Here is a 15,902-nt window from a genome sequence, read left to right on the forward strand (position 1 = left end):
GGGCTGGGGCTGGGTCTGGGGCTGGGTCTCGGGCTGACCCTGGACCTGGGGCTGGGGCTGGGTCTGGGTCTGGGTCTCGGGTGGGGACTTGACCGTGGGGTGGACGGCCACGACGATCCGGTGGTCGCGGCCGCCCTCGGCGTCGGGGGCGTCGTACTTGTGGATCAGAGCGCCGATCCCCGCCGTCAACTCCTGGATGAACGCGGCCCGGTCGGCGGCCGAGGCGAAGCGCACCTCGCCGTCCAGCGCGTACGTCGCCAGGCCCTTGCGGGCCTTCGCGGCGCCGGTGATCAGCGAGCCGACATCACGCACCAGCCGGGCGCCGAGCGCGAGCAGCCAGCGCGCGGACAGCTGGTCCCGGAAGCGGTCCGGATCCGGCTGCACGGAGGCGAGCGCGAGCGGCGAGATCACGTACGACGCGGCGGTCGCCCGCATCAGCCGCTCGGTGACATTGCCCTTGCGGCGCTCACCGGCCAGCTCGACCAGGCCGTACCGCTCCAGCGCCTTGAGGTGGTAGTTCACCTTCTGTCTCGGCAGCCCGACCCTGCCGGCCAGCATCGCCGCCGACGCGGGTCCGGCCGTCAGCTCGGCGAGCAGCCCGGCCCGTATGGGGTCCAGGGAGACGGCGGCGGCCTCGGGGTCCTCGATCACGGTCACGTCCAGCATGCGTCCACCGTCTCACCGAAAACTTTTTTTGTCCAGGACGATTCAGTCTTCGGTGGTGGCGGGCCGTGCGGGACGCGGAACGCCGGGCCGAGCGCTTGGAAACGCCGGAAGACGTGCCGTGTCCGGGTCCCGATCCTGGTCCCGGACACACGGGTGGGCCCGGCACCCGTATGCCCTGGGTGCCGGGCCTACCCTCGCCGTCTCACCGTCTCACCGTCTCACCGTCTCAGCGTCTCGCCGCCCGCCGTCCTCCGCGTGTCGCGCGCCGCCTGCCGCCCGCCCTCCCGGCCTCGCCGGTCACCGCTTCTCCCTCGCCCTCACCCTGCCCCTTCCGATCACCCCGGCCGCCACCAGCGCCACCGCCGCGGCGCCCACGATCACCACCGGCCGCGGATTGCGCAGGGCGTACCGCACGGGCGTCCGGACCGGAGCCGGCACGGACCGCTCCGCGGTGTGCCCCGCCCCGGAGGCCCCGCCCCGGAAGGTGTGGCCGGCCTGGCGGGCGTGAGCCGCGCGGTCGTGGACGCCGTGACCGGCACGAGCCGCGGTGCCTCGCACCGTCTGCCCGGCACGGCCCGCGCGTTCCTCGATCAGGTGCCCCGCGCGGCCCGCGTGTCCCTGCACCGCGTGACCGGCGCGATTCGCCCGCTCCTGCAGGTGGTGCCCCGCCTGGGACGCCGTGCTGCGCAGTTGCACGCTCACCGCGCCGGCGCGGTCCATGAGGTCGGCGGCACGGGCCCGGGCCCGGCCGCGGAGGTCCGCCCTGATCGCCAACTCCTCCACCGTGGTCCCCAGCCGGTGCCGGGTCAGCTCGATCTGCCGACGCAGGTCGGCCTGTGTCCTGTCCCTCATCGGTGCGCCCTCTCCCTGATGTCCTCGACGTCGGCCCGCTCGCTCCCAGGGATTCCTCGGGAGCGGGCGGCGCACCGGGCAGACGCCCACCGGCCCGGCACGCCGTCTTCTCTCGGTTCCGGAACATCCGGGTACCCCGGCCGGTCGCCGTCACCCCCGGCGGAGGGACGCCGACACCCCCGCCCATCCGGTCCGGGACCGGTCGAGGCCCGCCGACGACCGAACACTTCACAGCAATTCTTACCTGTATACCGTAGAAGAATTAAGTAGAGCTTCACTGTTGTGTGGCCGAGACTATCCCCATGACGACAGCCCCCTTCGGCCGTGCCCTCTGCGCGATGATCACGCCCTTCACCCCGGCCGGCGCACTCGACCTCGACGGCGCGCGGCGGCTCGCCGACCGGCTGATGTCCGCCGGCTGCGACGGACTGGTGCTCTCCGGTACGACGGGCGAGTCGCCGACCACGTCGGACGCCGAGAAGGCGGAGCTGGTGGCCGCGGTGCGGGAGGCGGTGGGCGACCGGGCGTCGATCGTGGCAGGAGTGGGCACCTTCGACACCCGTCACACCGTCGAACTCGCCCTGGCCGCCGAGAAGGCGGGCGCGGACGGGGCCCTGGTGGTCAGCCCCTACTACAGCAGGCCCCCGCAGGACGCCCTGGAGGCGCACTTCCGGGAGGTCGCGGACGCTTCGGGACTGCCGGTGATGCTGTACGACATCCCCGCGCGCACGGGCACCCGGATCGAGCCGGACACCATGCTCCGGCTCGCCGAACACCCCCGGATCGTCGCGGTCAAGGACTGCTCCTACGACTTCCTCGGCGCCCAGAAGGTGCTTTCCCGCACCGGGTTGGCGTATTACGCGGGCAGCGACGAGCTCAACCTCGCCCTGTACGCGGTGGGTGGGGCGGGCTATGTCAGCACGGTCGCGAACGTGGTTCCGGCCCAACTCCGTGCCGTCCTGGACGCGTTCGACGCGGGCCGCACCGCCGAAGCCGCCGAGCGACAGCAACGGGTCACGGAGCTGGTGGAGTCGATGATGGCGTCGGGCCTGCCCGGAACCGTCACGGCCAAGGCCCTGCTCGGCGAGCTGGGCCTGCCGGCCGGCCCGGTCCGGGCGCCGCTGCGGCCCGCCGACCGGCCAACGGTCGACGGGCTGCGCGCGGCCTACGAGCGGCTCGTCACCCGGCCGGGCCGCTGAGCACCCGGCCAGGGCCCGGTCGGCGGTTCGCGAAGATCGCCTCCCAGCGTCCCGGGGTGCCGTCCTCGCCCGCGCGGAAGCCGCTCAGGGGCACGACCCTTCTCGCTGCCGATCCTCACGAGCACCAGGCGCTGGCGAGACTCGACGCCGTCCTCTCCGATGTCCCAGGCGACCAGGGAGGAGTCGTCGGCCCAGGCCAGCAGACGCCGGCCGCGCGTCTCGGTGATGTTCTTCCCGGTGCGGGGGTCGACGATCCACGAGGACGACTTGTACCTCTCACCCGCGAAGACGCCGCGAGCAGTCTCCCGTCGGGCGAGAGTCCGGCGTCGACGTACCACTGCAGGTACCGGTGACCGGCCGGCGGGTCGGCCTCCTCGCCCTGCCGGTCGTAGTACTGATCACCGCCGATCACACGGCCCCGGCCCTCCTGCACCACGTGAACCCCCGGCTCGGGCCGGCGGCCGAGGACGCGTCCGGGCCGGTCGCGCCGCCCGGCGGCTCGGCGACGCCGACCTCGCGCCGGGGCCACTTCAGGCACCAGCGGCTGATCTGCTGCCGGTAGAGGACCTGCCGTACGTAGGCCTCCGGTTCCTCGATGCGGTGCCGGCGGCCCGCCGCCTTCGCCAGAGCGTTCTGGAGCAGATCCTCACCCGCGTGCCGGTCGCCACCGCTGAGCAGCACGGCCGTCCTCAGCAGGGCCGACGATCTGCCGTCCACGAATTGCCGGAAGCTCTCCAGCGCTTCGGCATCCATCGTCACCTTCTCTTCCCCCGGAGCGGACCGGGTGTCCGACCCCTGTGCCCCTTGTGACGCGCACGGCCCGCCTCCGCTGTGCCCGCGGCCCGCAGAAAACCCCCGCGGGCACCCGACCCCGCTCACGTACGGTGAGCGCATGAGCCGACCGCTGCTCTACCTCGACGTCGACGGGCCCCTCAACCCGTACGCCGCCAGGCCCACGAAGCGACCGGTGGGCTATACGACCATCAGGGCGTCCGTGGGCCGGGAACGGCCGCTGCGGGTCTGGCTGCACCCCGGCCACGGCGCCGCCCTGCTCCGCCTCCCCTACGAACTGTGCTGGGCGACCACCTGGATGGACCGGGCCAACCGCTGGATCGCGCCGGTGGTGGGGCTGCCCGAACTCCCATACGTCGACTTCGGCACGGCGCTCTTCGCCCACCGGGACGACGGAGTCCACTGGAAGACGGAGGCGATAGTCGCCCACGCGGCGGGCCGTCCCTTCGCCTGGGTCGACGACGAACAGTCCCCCGCCGACTCGGCCTACGTCACCGCCCATCACCCGGCCCCGGCCCTCCTGCACCACGTGAACCCCCGGCTCGGGCTGCGCGAGGAGGACTTCACCGCCCTGGCGGAATTCGCGGCAGCACTGCCCACGTGACAGAGCGCCCTTCCGCCGACGGCGGGAGGGCGCTCAGCGATCCGCGGCCGGGTCACGGCCGCCGTAGATCAGTTGTGGCTGTGCAGGATCTCGTTCAGACCGCCCCATACCGCGTTGTTCGGGCGGGCCTCGACCGCGCCGGTGACCGAGTTGCGGCGGAAGAGGATGTTCGAGGCGCCGGAGAGTTCGCGGGCCTTGACGATCTGGCCGTCGGGCATGGTCACCCGGGTGCCCGCCGTGACGTAGAGGCCCGCCTCGACCACGCACTCGTCGCCGAGCGCGATGCCGACGCCCGCCTCGGCGCCGATCAGGCAGCGCTCGCCGATGGAGATGATCACGTTGCCGCCGCCGGACAGCGTGCCCATCGTGGACGCGCCGCCGCCGATGTCCGAGCCGTCGCCGACGATGACGCCGGCGGAGATACGGCCCTCCACCATCGACGTGCCGAGCGTGCCCGCGTTGAAGTTGACGAAGCCCTCGTGCATGACCGTGGTGCCCTCGGCCAGGTGGGCGCCGAGGCGGACCCGGTCGGCGTCGGCGATCCGGACGCCCTTCGGGGCGACGTAGTCCGTCATGCGCGGGAACTTGTCGATGGACGTGACCTGGAGGTGCAGGCCCTCGGCGCGGGCGTTCAGACGGACCTTCTCGATCTCGTCGACGGCGACCGGGCCGAGGGAGGTCCAGGCGACGTTGGCGAGGTGGCCGAACATGCCGTCCAGGCTCTGCCCGTGCGGCTTCACGAGCCGGTGGGAGAGCAGGTGCAGGCGCAGGTACACGTCGTGCGCGTCGAGCGGCTTGTCGTCGAGCGAGGCGATGACCGTGCGGACCGCGACCACCTCGACGCCCCGGCGGGCGTCCGGGCCGACGGCCTTCGTCGCACCCTCGCCGAGCAGCTCCACGGCTTTCCCGGCGGACAGGCGCTCGGTGCCGGACGGGCCGGGCTCGGCGGCGAGCGCGGGCGCGGGGAACCAGGTGTCGAGAACGGTGCCGTCGGCGGCGATCGTGGCGAGGCCGGCGGCCACGGCGCCGGTGGTGCGAGGAGCAGTCGTGTCGGTCATGAGGGCAACCTAACCGGCACGGGGCCGCAGAGGCCAACCCGCACAGCGGTGTCTCAGGTGGCGGGCCGGGCGACCCCGCCGACCAGGTGAGTTCCCCTTGGGAACCAACTGTGCCAGCATGGCCGTCAGGAACGGGAGGAGGCTCATGGCCCGCAGGACGAGCCTGGAGGATTACGGCTGCGCCATCGCGCAGGCGCTGGACGTCGTCGGAGACTGGTGGACCCTGCTGATCGTCCGGGACACGGCGCGCGGGGTGCACCGGTTCGACGAGCTGCAGCGCGAACTCGGCCTGTCCCGGAAGGTGTTGACCGAACGGCTGCGGCTCCTCGTGGAGGCGGAGGTGCTCGCGCGGGTGCCCTACCAGGAGCGCCCGGTGCGGTACGAGTACCGCCTCACGGCGCGCGGCCGGGCCCTGCTGCCCGTGCTGGTCGCCCTCCAGGACTGGGGCGACGCCTGGGTCCTGGGTGACGGCAGCACCACGGCCACGGCCGAGCGGACGTCCGCGGAGGCCCGGCGCGTGCACGCGCTGGTCGGCACGCGGCTGCCGGGGCTCCGGCTGGTCGACGATCAGGGCGCGCCGCGCGATCCGGTCGCCGACGACGCTCCGTACACCGTTCTCTACTGCTTTCCCGGCGCCTATGCCCGTCCTGACGCCTACCCCCCGGGGTGGGCGGACATCCCGGGCGCCCCGGGCTGCACGCTGGAGTCCCGCACCTACCGCGACCGGCTCGCCGGGTTCCGTGCGGCGGGCGCGGCGGTGCACGGCGTCTCCACGCAACGTCCGGACGAGCAGCGCGCGTTCGCGCAGGAGGAGCGGCTGGGCCTGCCGCTGCTGTCCGACGCGGAGTCGGCGCTGATCGCGGCGCTGCGGCTGCCGACCTTCCGGGCTGCGGGGGTGAGCCGGCTGAAACGGCTGACGCTGGTCGTGGACCGGGAGCGGGTCGTACGGCAGGTGCAGTATCCGGTGACGGACGTGGCGGGGAGCGTCGAGGAGGCGCTCAGCTCCGTCCGGCGCCTGAGCGAGGGGGCCGACGCGAAGGGGTGACGGGGCCGGGCGGAATGAGCCGTGCCAGTGCCTCGCGCGCGTACTCCTCGTCGTAGGGCGCGTCCGTCAGCAGCACCTGGAGACAGATCCCGTCCATCAGCGCGACCAGCGCGCGTGCGGTGAGGGGGTCGACGCGCCGGGCGAGCAGGGCGGCGAGGTCCTCGGCCCACTCGGCGGCGACCGGGCGCAGCGCCGGCCTGCGCAGGGCGGCCAGGTAGAGCTCGTACTCCAGCTCGACGCCGGTCCGCTCGCCCGCCAGCCAGTCGCCGAGCAGTCCGGCCAGTTCGGCGGGCAGGTCGAGACGGGTGTCCGTCAGCCCGCCGTGCGCCGCGACCACCTTGGCGAAGCCCTCGTTGGCCTGTCGCAGGGCGGCGATCACCAGTTCGTCGAGGGTGGCGAAGTGGTAGGTGGTGGAGCCGAGGGGCACGTCGGCCTCGGCGGCGACCGACCGGTGGCTGAGGCCGGCCAGCCCCTTGTCGCCGACGACCCGGATCGCCGCGTCGATGATCCGCTGCCGCCGCTCGGGGTCGTGGCGCCGGGGCATCAGTGCGCACCTCCGAGGTTCAGCACGACCACTCCCCCGACGATCAGCAGGATGCCGGCGGCCTTGGTGAGCGTCAGGGACTCCCCGAACAGGGCCAGCCCTATGACGGCGATGGTCGCGGTGCCGACCCCGGCCCAGATCGCGTACGCCGTGCCGATGCCGACGGTCTTGAGGGTCTGGGCGAGGAGGAGGAAGGAGACGACGTAGCCGACGGCCGTCAGCAGCGAGGGCCAGAGCCTGCTGAAGCCGTCGCTGTACTTCATGGCCGTCGTCGCGGCCACCTCGGCGGCGATGGCGCCGGCGAGCGTCAGATATCCCATGTGTACGAGCGTACACAACGATGCGTACAGGTGTACATATCGGCGCCCCTCCGGCGCTCCCGCGATCCTCGCCACCGCGTGCCGGCTGCGGGGGGCCGCACCCCAAGTGCCCTCAGAGTCGAAAGCGTTATGGAAAGCGCTCACCCAAACGGCTGAATGTGAGCCACACGTTCCACTACTGTTTCACCGTTCACACACCGGGCCATCGCAGCTGCGGCAGCCGTCAGGGGTACCGCTGGAGGAACAGCGCATGCCAGAAAACAAGTCCCGGCCGCCCCAGGAGCAACCCTGGGAGAACGGCTGGGCACCGGACACCTCCCGGGCACCCGGAACACGGCGCCTCTGGCTGGCCGGCGGTCTCGCCGTGGCCACCATCGTGGCGTGCGTGACCGCAATCGCCCTCAACGACCAACCCCTTGACGACACGTCGAAAGACCGTCAGGGACAGACGCTCGCGGACGGCGAAACGGGAGGCGGCCTGATCTCCTTCGCCACCCCCTCCGCGAGCGGGTCGGCGACACCGGCGGGTCGCAAGAGCACGTCCGCGTCCCCGTCCGGCTCCACGTCACCGAAGGCCTCCTCCTCCCCCGAGGCGCAGGGCAGTTCGTCCCCGAACACCCCGGCCAGGCCCACGGCGGGCTCCCCGACCAGGAAACCGTCCGACCCGGCGCCGTCCGGTGACAAGCGGTCCCTGCAGGCGGTCAACTACCCCGACCGCTACTGGCACGTGAGCGACGGCCTGGTGAAACTCGACCAGCCGGGCGGCTCGGAATCCCGCGAGGACTCCACCTTCACCGTGGTCAAGGGACTGTCCAACAGCTCCTGCTACACGTTCGCGACGCACGACGGCAAGTACCTGCGCCACCGCGACTTCGTGCTGCGCGCCGAACGCAACGACGGCTCCTCGCTGTTCAAGCAGGACGCCACCTTCTGCCCCGGCTACTCGGGGTATTCGGGAGCGGTGATGCTCCAGTCGGCGAACTACCCCAACTACGTGCTGCGCCACAAGAACTTCCAGCTGCGCCTGGACCCCTACGGCTACAACACGACCAACCGGACGGACTTCTCCTTCCGCCTGGTGAGCCCGCTGGGCTGAGACCGTACGAAAGCGGCGGCACCCCGGTCGGGGTGCCGCCGCTTTCGTGCGCGGTGCGCGGTGCGCGGTGCGATCTCAGACGTTGAAGCCGAGTGCGCGAAGCTGCTCGCGGCCGTCGTCCGTGATCTTGTCGGGGCCCCACGGCGGCATCCAGACCCAGTTGATGCGCAGCTCGTTGACCAGGCCGTCCGTGGCGGACTTCGCCTGGTCCTCGATCACGTCCGTCAGCGGACAGGCCGCCGAGGTCAGGGTCATGTCGATCGTCGCGATGTTCGCGTCGTCGATGTGGATGCCGTAGATCAGCCCGAGGTTGACGACGTCGATGCCCAGTTCGGGGTCGACGACGTCGTACAGCGCCTCGCGGACCTCCTCCTCGGAGGCCGGCTTCATCTCAACGGTCTCGGTCATGCCGTGTTCCTTTCGGCGTCGGCTCCGCCCAGGGCCTGGGCCGTCGCGTCCTTCCATGCCATCCAGCTGAGGAGGGCGCACTTGACCCGGGCCGGGTACTTGGAGACACCGGCGAACGCGACGGCGTCCTCCAGCACCTCCTCCATCGCGTCGTCGGGCTCGATCCGGCCCTTGGACTGCATCAGCTCCAGGAACGTCTCCTGGATCTTCTGCGCCTCGGCCAGGTCCTTGCCGACCAGGAGGTCGTTCAGGACGGACGCGCTCGCCTGGCTGATGGAGCAGCCCTGGCCCTCGTAGCTGACGTCCTCGATCTTCGTGCCGTCGTACCTCACGCGGAGGGTGATCTCGTCGCCGCAGGTCGGGTTCACATGGTGCACCTCGGCGTCGCCATCGCGCAGACCACGCCCGTGCGGGTGCTTGTAGTGGTCCAGGATGACTTCCTGGTACATCGAGTCCAGCTTCATGCGCTCGCTCGCCAACCCCTCAGCCGAAGAAGTTCCGTACGTGCTCCAGACCGTCGACCAGAGCGTCGATCTCGGCCGGCGTGGAGTACAGATAGAACGACGCTCGTGTGGTCGCGGGAATTCCGTAGCGCAGGCAGACGGGACGGGCGCAGTGGTGGCCCACCCGGACCGCGACGCCCTGCTCGTCCAGCACCTGGCCCACGTCGTGCGGGTGGATGTCGCCGAGCGTGAAGGAGATCGCCGCGCCCCGGTCCTCGGCCGTCGTCGGGCCGATGATCCGCAGGTCGGGGACCTCGCCGAGCTTGCGCACCGCGTATTCGGTGAGCGCGTGCTCGTGGGCGAGGATCTTGTCCATGCCGATCGAGGACAGGTAGTCGATGGCCGCGCCCAGACCGACCGCCTGCGCGATCGGCGGGGTGCCCGCCTCGAACTTGTGGGGTGCCGGGGCGTACGTCGACGAGTGCATCGACACCGTCTCGATCATCTCGCCGCCGCCGAGGAACGGGGGAAGGTCCTCGAGCAGCTCCTGGCGGCCCCAGAGGACGCCGATGCCGGTCGGGCCGCACATCTTGTGGCCGGTGAAGGCCACGAAGTCGGCCTGGAGGGCCTGCACGTCCATCGGCATGTGCGGCGCTGCCTGCGAGGCGTCGATGCACACCAGCGCGCCGACCTCCTGCGCGCGGCGCACTATCGCCTCGACCGGGTTCACCGTGCCGAGGATGTTCGACACCAGCACGAAGGAGACGATCTTCGTCTTCTCGGTGATGATCTCGTCGATGTTCGACAGGTCGAGCCGGCCGTCGTCGGTCAGGCCGAACCACTTCAGCTTCGCGCCCGTGCGCTGCGACAGCAGCTGCCACGGGACGATGTTGGAGTGGTGCTCCATCTCGGTGATGACGATCTCGGTCTCATGGTCCACGCGGTAGGGCTCGTCGGCCCAGCCCAGCATGTTCGCCACGAGGTTGAGCGACTCGGAGGCGTTCTTGGTGAAGATCACCTCGTCGCGGCTCGGCGCGTTGATGAACGCGGCGACCTTGTCGCGCGCGCCCTCGTACAGCGCCGTGGCCTCCTCGGCGAGCACATGCACACCGCGGTGGACGTTGGCGTTGTAGCGCTCGTAGTACTCGTTCAGGGCATCCAGTACCTGGCGCGGCTTCTGCGAGGTCGCCGCGTTGTCCAGGTACACGAGCTTCCGGCCGTCGTGGACCTGTCGGTCCAGGATGGGGAAGTCCTTGCGGATCGCCTCGGTGTCGAGGAGGCCCGGCAGCTGCGTCACGCGGATACGCCACCCTTCGTGTCGACCTCGTCGAGCTTCGCATAGGCCTCGTAGCCCTCGTTCTCCAGCTTGTCGGCGAGCTCGGCGCCGCCGGACTCGACGATGCGGCCGCCGGAGAAGACGTGGACGAAGTCGGGCTTGATGTAGCGCAGGATGCGCGTGTAGTGCGTGATCAGCAGAGTCCCGACCTCGCCGGTCTCGCGGACGCGGTTGACGCCCTCGGAGACGATGCGAAGGGCGTCGACGTCCAGACCGGAGTCCGTCTCGTCGAGGATCGCGACCTTCGGCCGGAGCAGCTCGAGCTGGAGGATCTCGTGGCGCTTCTTCTCACCGCCGGAGAAGCCCTCGTTGACGTTGCGCTCGGCGAAGGAGGTGTCCATGTGGAGACGCTCCATGGCCTCCTTGACCTCCTTCACCCAGGTGCGCAGCTTGGGGGCCTCGCCGCGGATGGCGGTGGCGGAGGTACGCAGGAAGTTCGACACGGACACGCCGGGAACCTCGACCGGGTACTGCATGGCGAGGAAGAGGCCCGCGCGGGCGCGCTCGTCGACGGACATCTCCAGGACGTCCTCGCCGTCGAGCAGCACGGTGCCGCTGGTGATCGTGTACTTCGGGTGGCCCGCGAGCGAGTAGGCGAGGGTCGACTTGCCGGAGCCGTTCGGGCCCATGATGGCGTGCGTCTCGCCCTGCTTCACGGTGAGGTCGACGCCCTTGAGGATCTCCTTCGTGGCGTTGTCGGCCTCGACGGTGACGTGCAGGTCTCGGATTTCAAGCGTTGCCATGGGTGCCTCAGGACTCCTGGGTGAGGGAGACGAGCACGTCGTCCCCTTCGATCTTTACGGGGTATACGGGGACGGGGCGCGTCGCGGGAAGGCCGGACGGCTTGCCGGTGCGGAGGTCGAAGCTGGAGCCGTGCAGCCAGCACTCGATCTGACAGTCCTCCACCTCGCCCTCGGAGAGCGAGACGTTCGCGTGGGAACAGATGTCGTGGATGGCGAACACCTCCCCCTCGGTACGGACGACCGAGACCGGCGTGCCGTCGAGTTCCACCCGCGTCGGGGTGTCCTCTTCCAGCTCGCTGAGCCCGCAGGCCCGAATGAATCGAGCACGGTCGTAGGCCATCAGACGGTGGCCTCCAGCTCGGTCTCGATGCGGGCGAGCAGGCGCTCCTCGATGTCGTCGACACCGATCTGCTGGACCAGCTCGGCGAAGAAGCCGCGGACCACCAGGCGACGGGCCTCGTCGGCCGGGATGCCGCGGGCCATCAGGTAGAAGAGCTGCTCGTCGTCGAAGCGGCCGGTGGCGGAGGCGTGACCGGCGCCGACGATCTCGCCGGTCTCGATCTCCAGGTTCGGCACCGAGTCGACGCGCGCGCCGTCCGTGAGGACCAGGTTGCGGTTCATCTCGTAGGTGTCCGTGCCCTCGGCCTTGGCCTCGATGAGCACGTCACCGATCCACACGGCGTGCGCACCCTCGCCCTGCAGGGCGCCCTTGTAGACGACGTTGGACTTGCAGTGCGGGACGTTGTGGTCGACCAGCAGGCGGTGCTCCTGGTGCTGACCGGCGTCCGTGAAGTACAGACCGAACAGCTCGGCCTCGGCGCCGGGGCCGGCGTACGCCACGCGCGGGTGCAGGCGGACCAGGTCGCCGCCGAAGGTCACCACGACCGACTTGAAGGTCGCGTCACGGCCGACGAGGGCGTTGTGCTGGGCCACGTGCACGGCCTTGTCGTCCCAGTCCTGGACGGAGACGACGGTGAGCTTCGCGCCGTCCCCGAGGACGTAGTCGACGTTGGCGGCCAGCACGGCGTCACCGGTGTGGTCGATGACGACGACGGCCTCGGCGAAGGCGCCCAGCTCGATGACCTGGTGGCCGTAGGAGACCCCGCCCTCGCCGTGCACCGCGATGCGGATGGGCTCGGTGAGCACCGTCTCCTTGGGCACGGTGACCACGCCGGCCTTCTCGAACGCGGAGTACGCCTGGGCGGCGACCCGGTCCACCGGGGTGCCCGCCTTCCCGAGGCGCGGGTCGTCGCGGTCCACGAGCTCGACGGTGACGCCCTCGGGCGCCTCGACGGCGACCTTCACGCCCTCACCGGTCGCGACGGCGGTGCCGTCGTGCAGCCCGCGCAGCCGCTCCAGCGGCGTGAACCGCCACTCCTCCTCGCGACCGTGCGGGACCGGGAAGTCCGCCACGTCGAAGGACGCGGGCGCGCTCATGCGCGTGGCGACGGTCGACTCGGCGGCCACCGCGATCTGTCCGGCGGTGGTGGACCCCACCGGGATATTCGTAGCCTCAGCCATGGCTGTCGGTCTGCTCTCTTTCCTGCGTCAGATTTCGCTAGCTGGTGGTGGAGGGGCGGGGGCTCAGCCGACCGCGCCTTCCATCTGCAGCTCGATCAGCCGGTTGAGTTCGAGCGCGTACTCCATGGGGAGTTCCTTCGCGATCGGCTCGACGAAGCCGCGCACGATCATCGCCATGGCCTCGAACTCGGTCATGCCCCGGCTCATCAGGTAGAAGAGCTGGTCGTCGCTGACCTTGGAAACGGTGGCCTCGTGGCCCATGGACACGTCGTCCTCGCGGACGTCCACGTAGGGGTACGTGTCGGAGCGGGAGATGGTGTCGACGAGCAGCGCGTCGCACAGCACGTTGGACTTGGAGCCGTGGGCGCCCTCGCCGATCTCGACGAGACCGCGGTAGGACGTCCGGCCGCCACCGCGCGCCACGGACTTCGACACGATGTTGGACGAGGTGTTCGGCGCCATGTGGACCATCTTGGAGCCGGCGTCCTGGTGCTGGCCCTCGCCCGCGAAGGCGATGGAGAGGGTCTCGCCCTTGGCGTGCTCGCCCATCAGGTAGACGGCCGGGTACTTCATCGTCACCTTGGAGCCGATGTTGCCGTCGATCCACTCCATGGTCGCGCCCTCGTACGCCACGGCGCGCTTGGTGACCAGGTTGTAGACGTTGTTCGACCAGTTCTGGATGGTCGTGTAGCGGCAGCGGGCGTTCTTCTTGACGATGATCTCGACCACGGCGCTGTGCAGCGAGTCCGACTTGTAGATCGGGGCCGTACAACCCTCGACGTAGTGCACGTAGGCGCCCTCGTCGACGATGATCAGGGTCCGCTCGAACTGGCCCATGTTCTCCGTGTTGATGCGGAAGTAGGCCTGGAGCGGGATCTCCACGTGCACGCCCTTCGGCACGTAGATGAAGGAGCCGCCGGACCACACCGCGGTGTTCAGCGACGCGAACTTGTTGTCGCCGACCGGGATGACGGTGCCGAAGTACTCCTTGAAGAGCTCCGGGTGCTCCTTCAGCGCGGTGTCGGTGTCGAGGAAGATGACGCCCTGCTCCTCCAGGTCCTCGCGGATCTGGTGGTAGACGACCTCGGACTCGTACTGGGCCGCGACACCCGCGACGAGGCGCTGCTTCTCCGCCTCCGGGATGCCGAGCCTGTCGTACGTGTTCTTGATGTCCTCGGGCAGGTCCTCCCAGGACTCCGCCTGCTTCTCGGTGGAGCGCACGAAGTACTTGATGTTGTCGAAGTCGATGCCCGACAGGTCCGAGCCCCAGTTCGGCATGGGCTTCTTCGCGAAGAGCCTGAGGCCCTTGAGGCGGAGCTTCGTCATCCACTCCGGCTCGGACTTCTTCGCGGAGATGTCCCGGACGACGTCCTCGTTGATGCCGCGCTTCGCAGAGGCGCCGGCCGTGTCGGAGTCGGCCCAGCCGTATTCGTACTTACCCAGGCCCTCGAGTTCGGGGTGGGCAGTCTCCGTGGGGAGAGTCATGCGGGGTTCCTCCCGGCCGTGCTTGTGGATGCGTTGTGGGTGGCTGTGGAAACTCTGGGGATGAACGTCGTGCAGACGCCGTCGCCGTGGGCGATGGTCGCCAGTCGCTGGACGTGTGTTCCGAGCAACTGGGAGAAGATCTCGGTCTCCGCCTCGCAGAGCTGCGGGAACTTCTCCGCGACGTGAGCGACGGGGCAGTGGTGCTGGCACAGCTGCTCGCCGACCGGTGCGCTGCGCGCCGTAGCAGCGTACCCGTCCGCGCTCAGGGCCTTGGCCAGGGCTTCCGTCCGCTCTTCGGGCGCGGCGGCCTCGATCGCCTGGCGGTACCCGGCGGCCTGTTCGACGATGCGCGCGCGGGCGAAGGCGACGACGGCCTCGTCCCCGCCGAAGCGTTCCTGGATCCAGCGCAGGGCGTCCGCGGCGAGCTTGTCGTAGGACTGGTCGAAGGCGTCGCGCCCGCAGTCGGTGAGGACGAAGACCTTCGCGGGGCGTCCGCGCGTCCGCGCTCCGTACACCCGCTGCTCGCGTGCCTCCACGACGTCGTCGGCGACCAGTGCGTCGAGGTGGCGGCGCACGGCGGCCTGGGTGAGGCGCAGCCGCCCGGCCAGCTCGGCGACGGTCGACGGCCCGTGGTCCAGGATGGAGCGCGCGACCCGGTTGCGCGTCGAGCGCTCACCGGTCGCGATCTCCTCCTGGGGGGTCCCCGTGGGGGCCTCCCGAGTCTCGCCGACGTTTTTCACAACGCCATTGTTGCGTAATTCCTCAGAGGCAGGCAAGCCGTGCCCGGATCGCCGGGCGGTGCCCTGTGTCACTTAGGTAAACCTAATATGACCTGCGGAAACGATCTTTGATCGATCAGCGGGAGCGGACCGGCAAGAAAAGGACTGGTCCGCGCAGCCCCCGTCCAGGACACTGCCGAACCATGCCCATACCCGCTCCCACCGGCCCACTTGTCACCCGCGACACCCTTGCGGCGGAGCTCCGCGCCCTGGGTGTCGAACCAGGAGAAATCCTCCTCGTCCACTCCTCGCTCAGTTCGCTCGGCTGGGTCTGCGGAGGTCCCGTCACGGTCGTGCGGGGACTGCTCGACGTGCTCGGTCCGCACGGCACACTCGTCGTCCCCACCCAGTCCGGCGACCTGTCCGACCCCGCCCTGTGGAGCAATCCGCCGGTCCCCGCGCAGTGGTGGGAGCGGATCCGGGCGGCCATGCCCGCCTACGACCCCCTGATCACCCCCGCCATGGGCGTGGGCGTGATCCCGGAGACGGTCCGCACCTGGCCCGGCACCCTGCGCAGCGCCCACCCGCAGACCTCGTTCGCGGCGCTCGGGGCGCGGGCGGCGGAGCTGGTCGAGGGCCACGCACCCGACTGCCGGCTCGGCGAACGCAGCCCGCTGGCCCGGCTGGAGAAGGCGGGGGCCCGGGTCCTGCTCCTCGGCGCCGGCTACGCCACCTGCACCAGCTTCCACCTGGCCGAGTACCGGATCCCGGCGCCGCTCGTCGAGGTGGGCCGGCCGGGGCACGGCGGGACGTGGGAGACCCTGACCGAGGTGTCCATCGACTCCGACCGCTTCGACGAGCTGGGCCACGACTTCGAACGCGACCGTGACGTCGTACGGGGCAGGGTCGGCGCGGCCGACGTGCGGCTGTTCCCGGTCGCGGACGCCGTGGCCTACGCCGAGCGATGGCTGCCGCTGCACCGGTCCCGCGAGGACGAGATCTGACTCCGCCGGCCCCGGAAGCCGTCGCACGTGGCCCGTTCCCGCTCTCTCCCCCAGTCCCGGCTCCGCT

17 protein-coding genes and 2 pseudogenes are annotated in these 15,902 nt (G+C 70.5%); 5 read left to right on the forward strand and 14 right to left on the reverse strand.

The features are described from left to right. Positions 1-57 precede the first annotated feature (57 nt). Positions 58-666: pseudogene (locus ACIPFH_RS32665) on the reverse strand (ArsR/SmtB family transcription factor); the annotation flags it as partial. 297 nt (positions 667-963) lie between these two features. Continuing rightward, positions 964-1,518, reverse strand: coding sequence for a DUF3618 domain-containing protein (locus tag ACIPFH_RS32670; RefSeq protein ID WP_401832184.1), 555 nt, complete (start codon positions 1,516-1,518; stop codon positions 964-966). Positions 1,519-1,820: 302 nt separating this feature from the next. On the opposite strand from ACIPFH_RS32670, the gene dapA reads away from it, so the two are divergent. After that, complete coding sequence (gene dapA / locus ACIPFH_RS32675; RefSeq protein WP_401832186.1) at positions 1,821-2,717, forward strand: 4-hydroxy-tetrahydrodipicolinate synthase; 897 nt, start codon at positions 1,821-1,823, stop codon at positions 2,715-2,717. Between the two features lie 456 nt (positions 2,718-3,173). On the opposite strand, the pseudogene ACIPFH_RS32680 reads toward dapA, so the two are convergent. Further along, positions 3,174-3,470: pseudogene (locus ACIPFH_RS32680) on the reverse strand (SigE family RNA polymerase sigma factor); the annotation flags it as partial. A gap of 139 nt (positions 3,471-3,609) precedes the next feature. On the opposite strand from ACIPFH_RS32680, the gene ACIPFH_RS32685 reads away from it, so the two are divergent. Next, positions 3,610-4,113 carry a hypothetical protein gene (locus ACIPFH_RS32685; RefSeq protein WP_401832187.1) on the forward strand — a complete coding sequence of 168 codons (504 nt, stop codon included), beginning with the start codon at positions 3,610-3,612 and terminating at the stop codon, positions 4,111-4,113. A 68-nt stretch (positions 4,114-4,181) separates the two neighbouring features. Here the strand turns inward: ACIPFH_RS32685 and dapD are convergent, their stop codons facing one another. Further along, on the reverse strand, positions 4,182-5,171 hold the full coding sequence (gene dapD / locus ACIPFH_RS32690; RefSeq protein ID WP_356250698.1) for a 2,3,4,5-tetrahydropyridine-2,6-dicarboxylate N-succinyltransferase: 990 nt from the start codon (positions 5,169-5,171) through the stop codon (positions 4,182-4,184). A 145-nt stretch (positions 5,172-5,316) separates the two neighbouring features. Here dapD and ACIPFH_RS32695 point away from each other — a divergent pair, with 145 nt between their 5' ends. Then, on the forward strand, positions 5,317-6,216 hold the full coding sequence (locus tag ACIPFH_RS32695) for a winged helix-turn-helix transcriptional regulator (protein WP_401832189.1): 900 nt from the start codon (positions 5,317-5,319) through the stop codon (positions 6,214-6,216). Here ACIPFH_RS32695 and ACIPFH_RS32700 read toward each other — a convergent pair. Further along, positions 6,170-6,760 (reverse strand): TetR family transcriptional regulator, encoded by a 591-nt coding sequence (locus tag ACIPFH_RS32700; protein ID WP_356250702.1) that lies wholly within the window; start codon positions 6,758-6,760, stop codon positions 6,170-6,172. The genes ACIPFH_RS32695 and ACIPFH_RS32700 overlap by 47 nt on opposite strands. Then, positions 6,760-7,080, reverse strand: coding sequence for a DMT family transporter (locus ACIPFH_RS32705; RefSeq protein WP_401832190.1), 321 nt, complete (start codon positions 7,078-7,080; stop codon positions 6,760-6,762). Before ACIPFH_RS32705 ends, ACIPFH_RS32700 begins: the two co-directional genes overlap by 1 nt. Positions 7,081-7,330: 250 nt before the next feature. Here ACIPFH_RS32705 and ACIPFH_RS32710 point away from each other — a divergent pair, with 250 nt between their 5' ends. After that, on the forward strand, positions 7,331-8,176 hold the full coding sequence (locus tag ACIPFH_RS32710; protein WP_401832193.1) for an AbfB domain-containing protein: 846 nt from the start codon (positions 7,331-7,333) through the stop codon (positions 8,174-8,176). Between the two features lie 75 nt (positions 8,177-8,251). On the opposite strand, the gene ACIPFH_RS32715 is transcribed toward ACIPFH_RS32710, so the two are convergent. The 8 genes from ACIPFH_RS32715 to ACIPFH_RS32750 all read right to left on the reverse strand — a co-directional run bounded on the left by ACIPFH_RS32715 (position 8,252) and on the right by ACIPFH_RS32750 (position 14,852). Further along, positions 8,252-8,584, reverse strand: a complete 333-nt coding sequence (locus ACIPFH_RS32715; protein WP_062649699.1) for a metal-sulfur cluster assembly factor — start codon at positions 8,582-8,584, stop codon at positions 8,252-8,254. Further along, complete coding sequence (gene sufU, locus ACIPFH_RS32720; protein ID WP_356250709.1) at positions 8,581-9,048, reverse strand: Fe-S cluster assembly sulfur transfer protein SufU; 468 nt, start codon at positions 9,046-9,048, stop codon at positions 8,581-8,583. Before sufU ends, ACIPFH_RS32715 begins: the two co-directional genes overlap by 4 nt. Before the next feature lie 19 nt (positions 9,049-9,067). Continuing rightward, a complete protein-coding gene (locus ACIPFH_RS32725; RefSeq protein WP_356250711.1) occupies positions 9,068-10,324 on the reverse strand; it encodes a cysteine desulfurase in 1,257 nt (418 codons plus the stop codon). Then, positions 10,321-11,106 carry a Fe-S cluster assembly ATPase SufC gene (sufC, locus tag ACIPFH_RS32730; RefSeq protein WP_401832196.1) on the reverse strand — a complete coding sequence of 262 codons (786 nt, stop codon included), beginning with the start codon at positions 11,104-11,106 and terminating at the stop codon, positions 10,321-10,323. The genes ACIPFH_RS32725 and sufC overlap by 4 nt, the downstream gene beginning before the upstream one ends. A gap of 7 nt (positions 11,107-11,113) precedes the next feature. Continuing rightward, positions 11,114-11,446 carry a non-heme iron oxygenase ferredoxin subunit gene (locus ACIPFH_RS32735; RefSeq protein ID WP_314222399.1) on the reverse strand — a complete coding sequence of 111 codons (333 nt, stop codon included), beginning with the start codon at positions 11,444-11,446 and terminating at the stop codon, positions 11,114-11,116. Continuing rightward, positions 11,446-12,627, reverse strand: coding sequence for a Fe-S cluster assembly protein SufD (sufD, locus tag ACIPFH_RS32740; protein ID WP_401832198.1), 1,182 nt, complete (start codon positions 12,625-12,627; stop codon positions 11,446-11,448). Before sufD ends, ACIPFH_RS32735 begins: the two co-directional genes overlap by 1 nt. A 63-nt stretch (positions 12,628-12,690) precedes the next feature. Beyond that, positions 12,691-14,112, reverse strand: a complete 1,422-nt coding sequence (gene sufB / locus ACIPFH_RS32745; RefSeq protein WP_356250718.1) for a Fe-S cluster assembly protein SufB — start codon at positions 14,110-14,112, stop codon at positions 12,691-12,693. Next, positions 14,109-14,852, reverse strand: coding sequence for a helix-turn-helix transcriptional regulator (locus tag ACIPFH_RS32750; protein WP_401832201.1), 744 nt, complete (start codon positions 14,850-14,852; stop codon positions 14,109-14,111). Before ACIPFH_RS32750 ends, sufB begins: the two co-directional genes overlap by 4 nt. Before the next feature lie 182 nt (positions 14,853-15,034). On the opposite strand from ACIPFH_RS32750, the gene ACIPFH_RS32755 reads away from it, so the two are divergent. Next, complete coding sequence (locus ACIPFH_RS32755; RefSeq protein WP_401832204.1) at positions 15,035-15,835, forward strand: aminoglycoside N(3)-acetyltransferase; 801 nt, start codon at positions 15,035-15,037, stop codon at positions 15,833-15,835. The last annotated feature ends 67 nt before the right edge of the window (positions 15,836-15,902 follow it).

The organism is Streptomyces sp. NPDC088157 (assembly GCF_044741545.1).
In the GTDB taxonomy this organism is placed as follows: Bacteria; Actinomycetota; Actinomycetes; order Streptomycetales; family Streptomycetaceae; genus Streptomyces.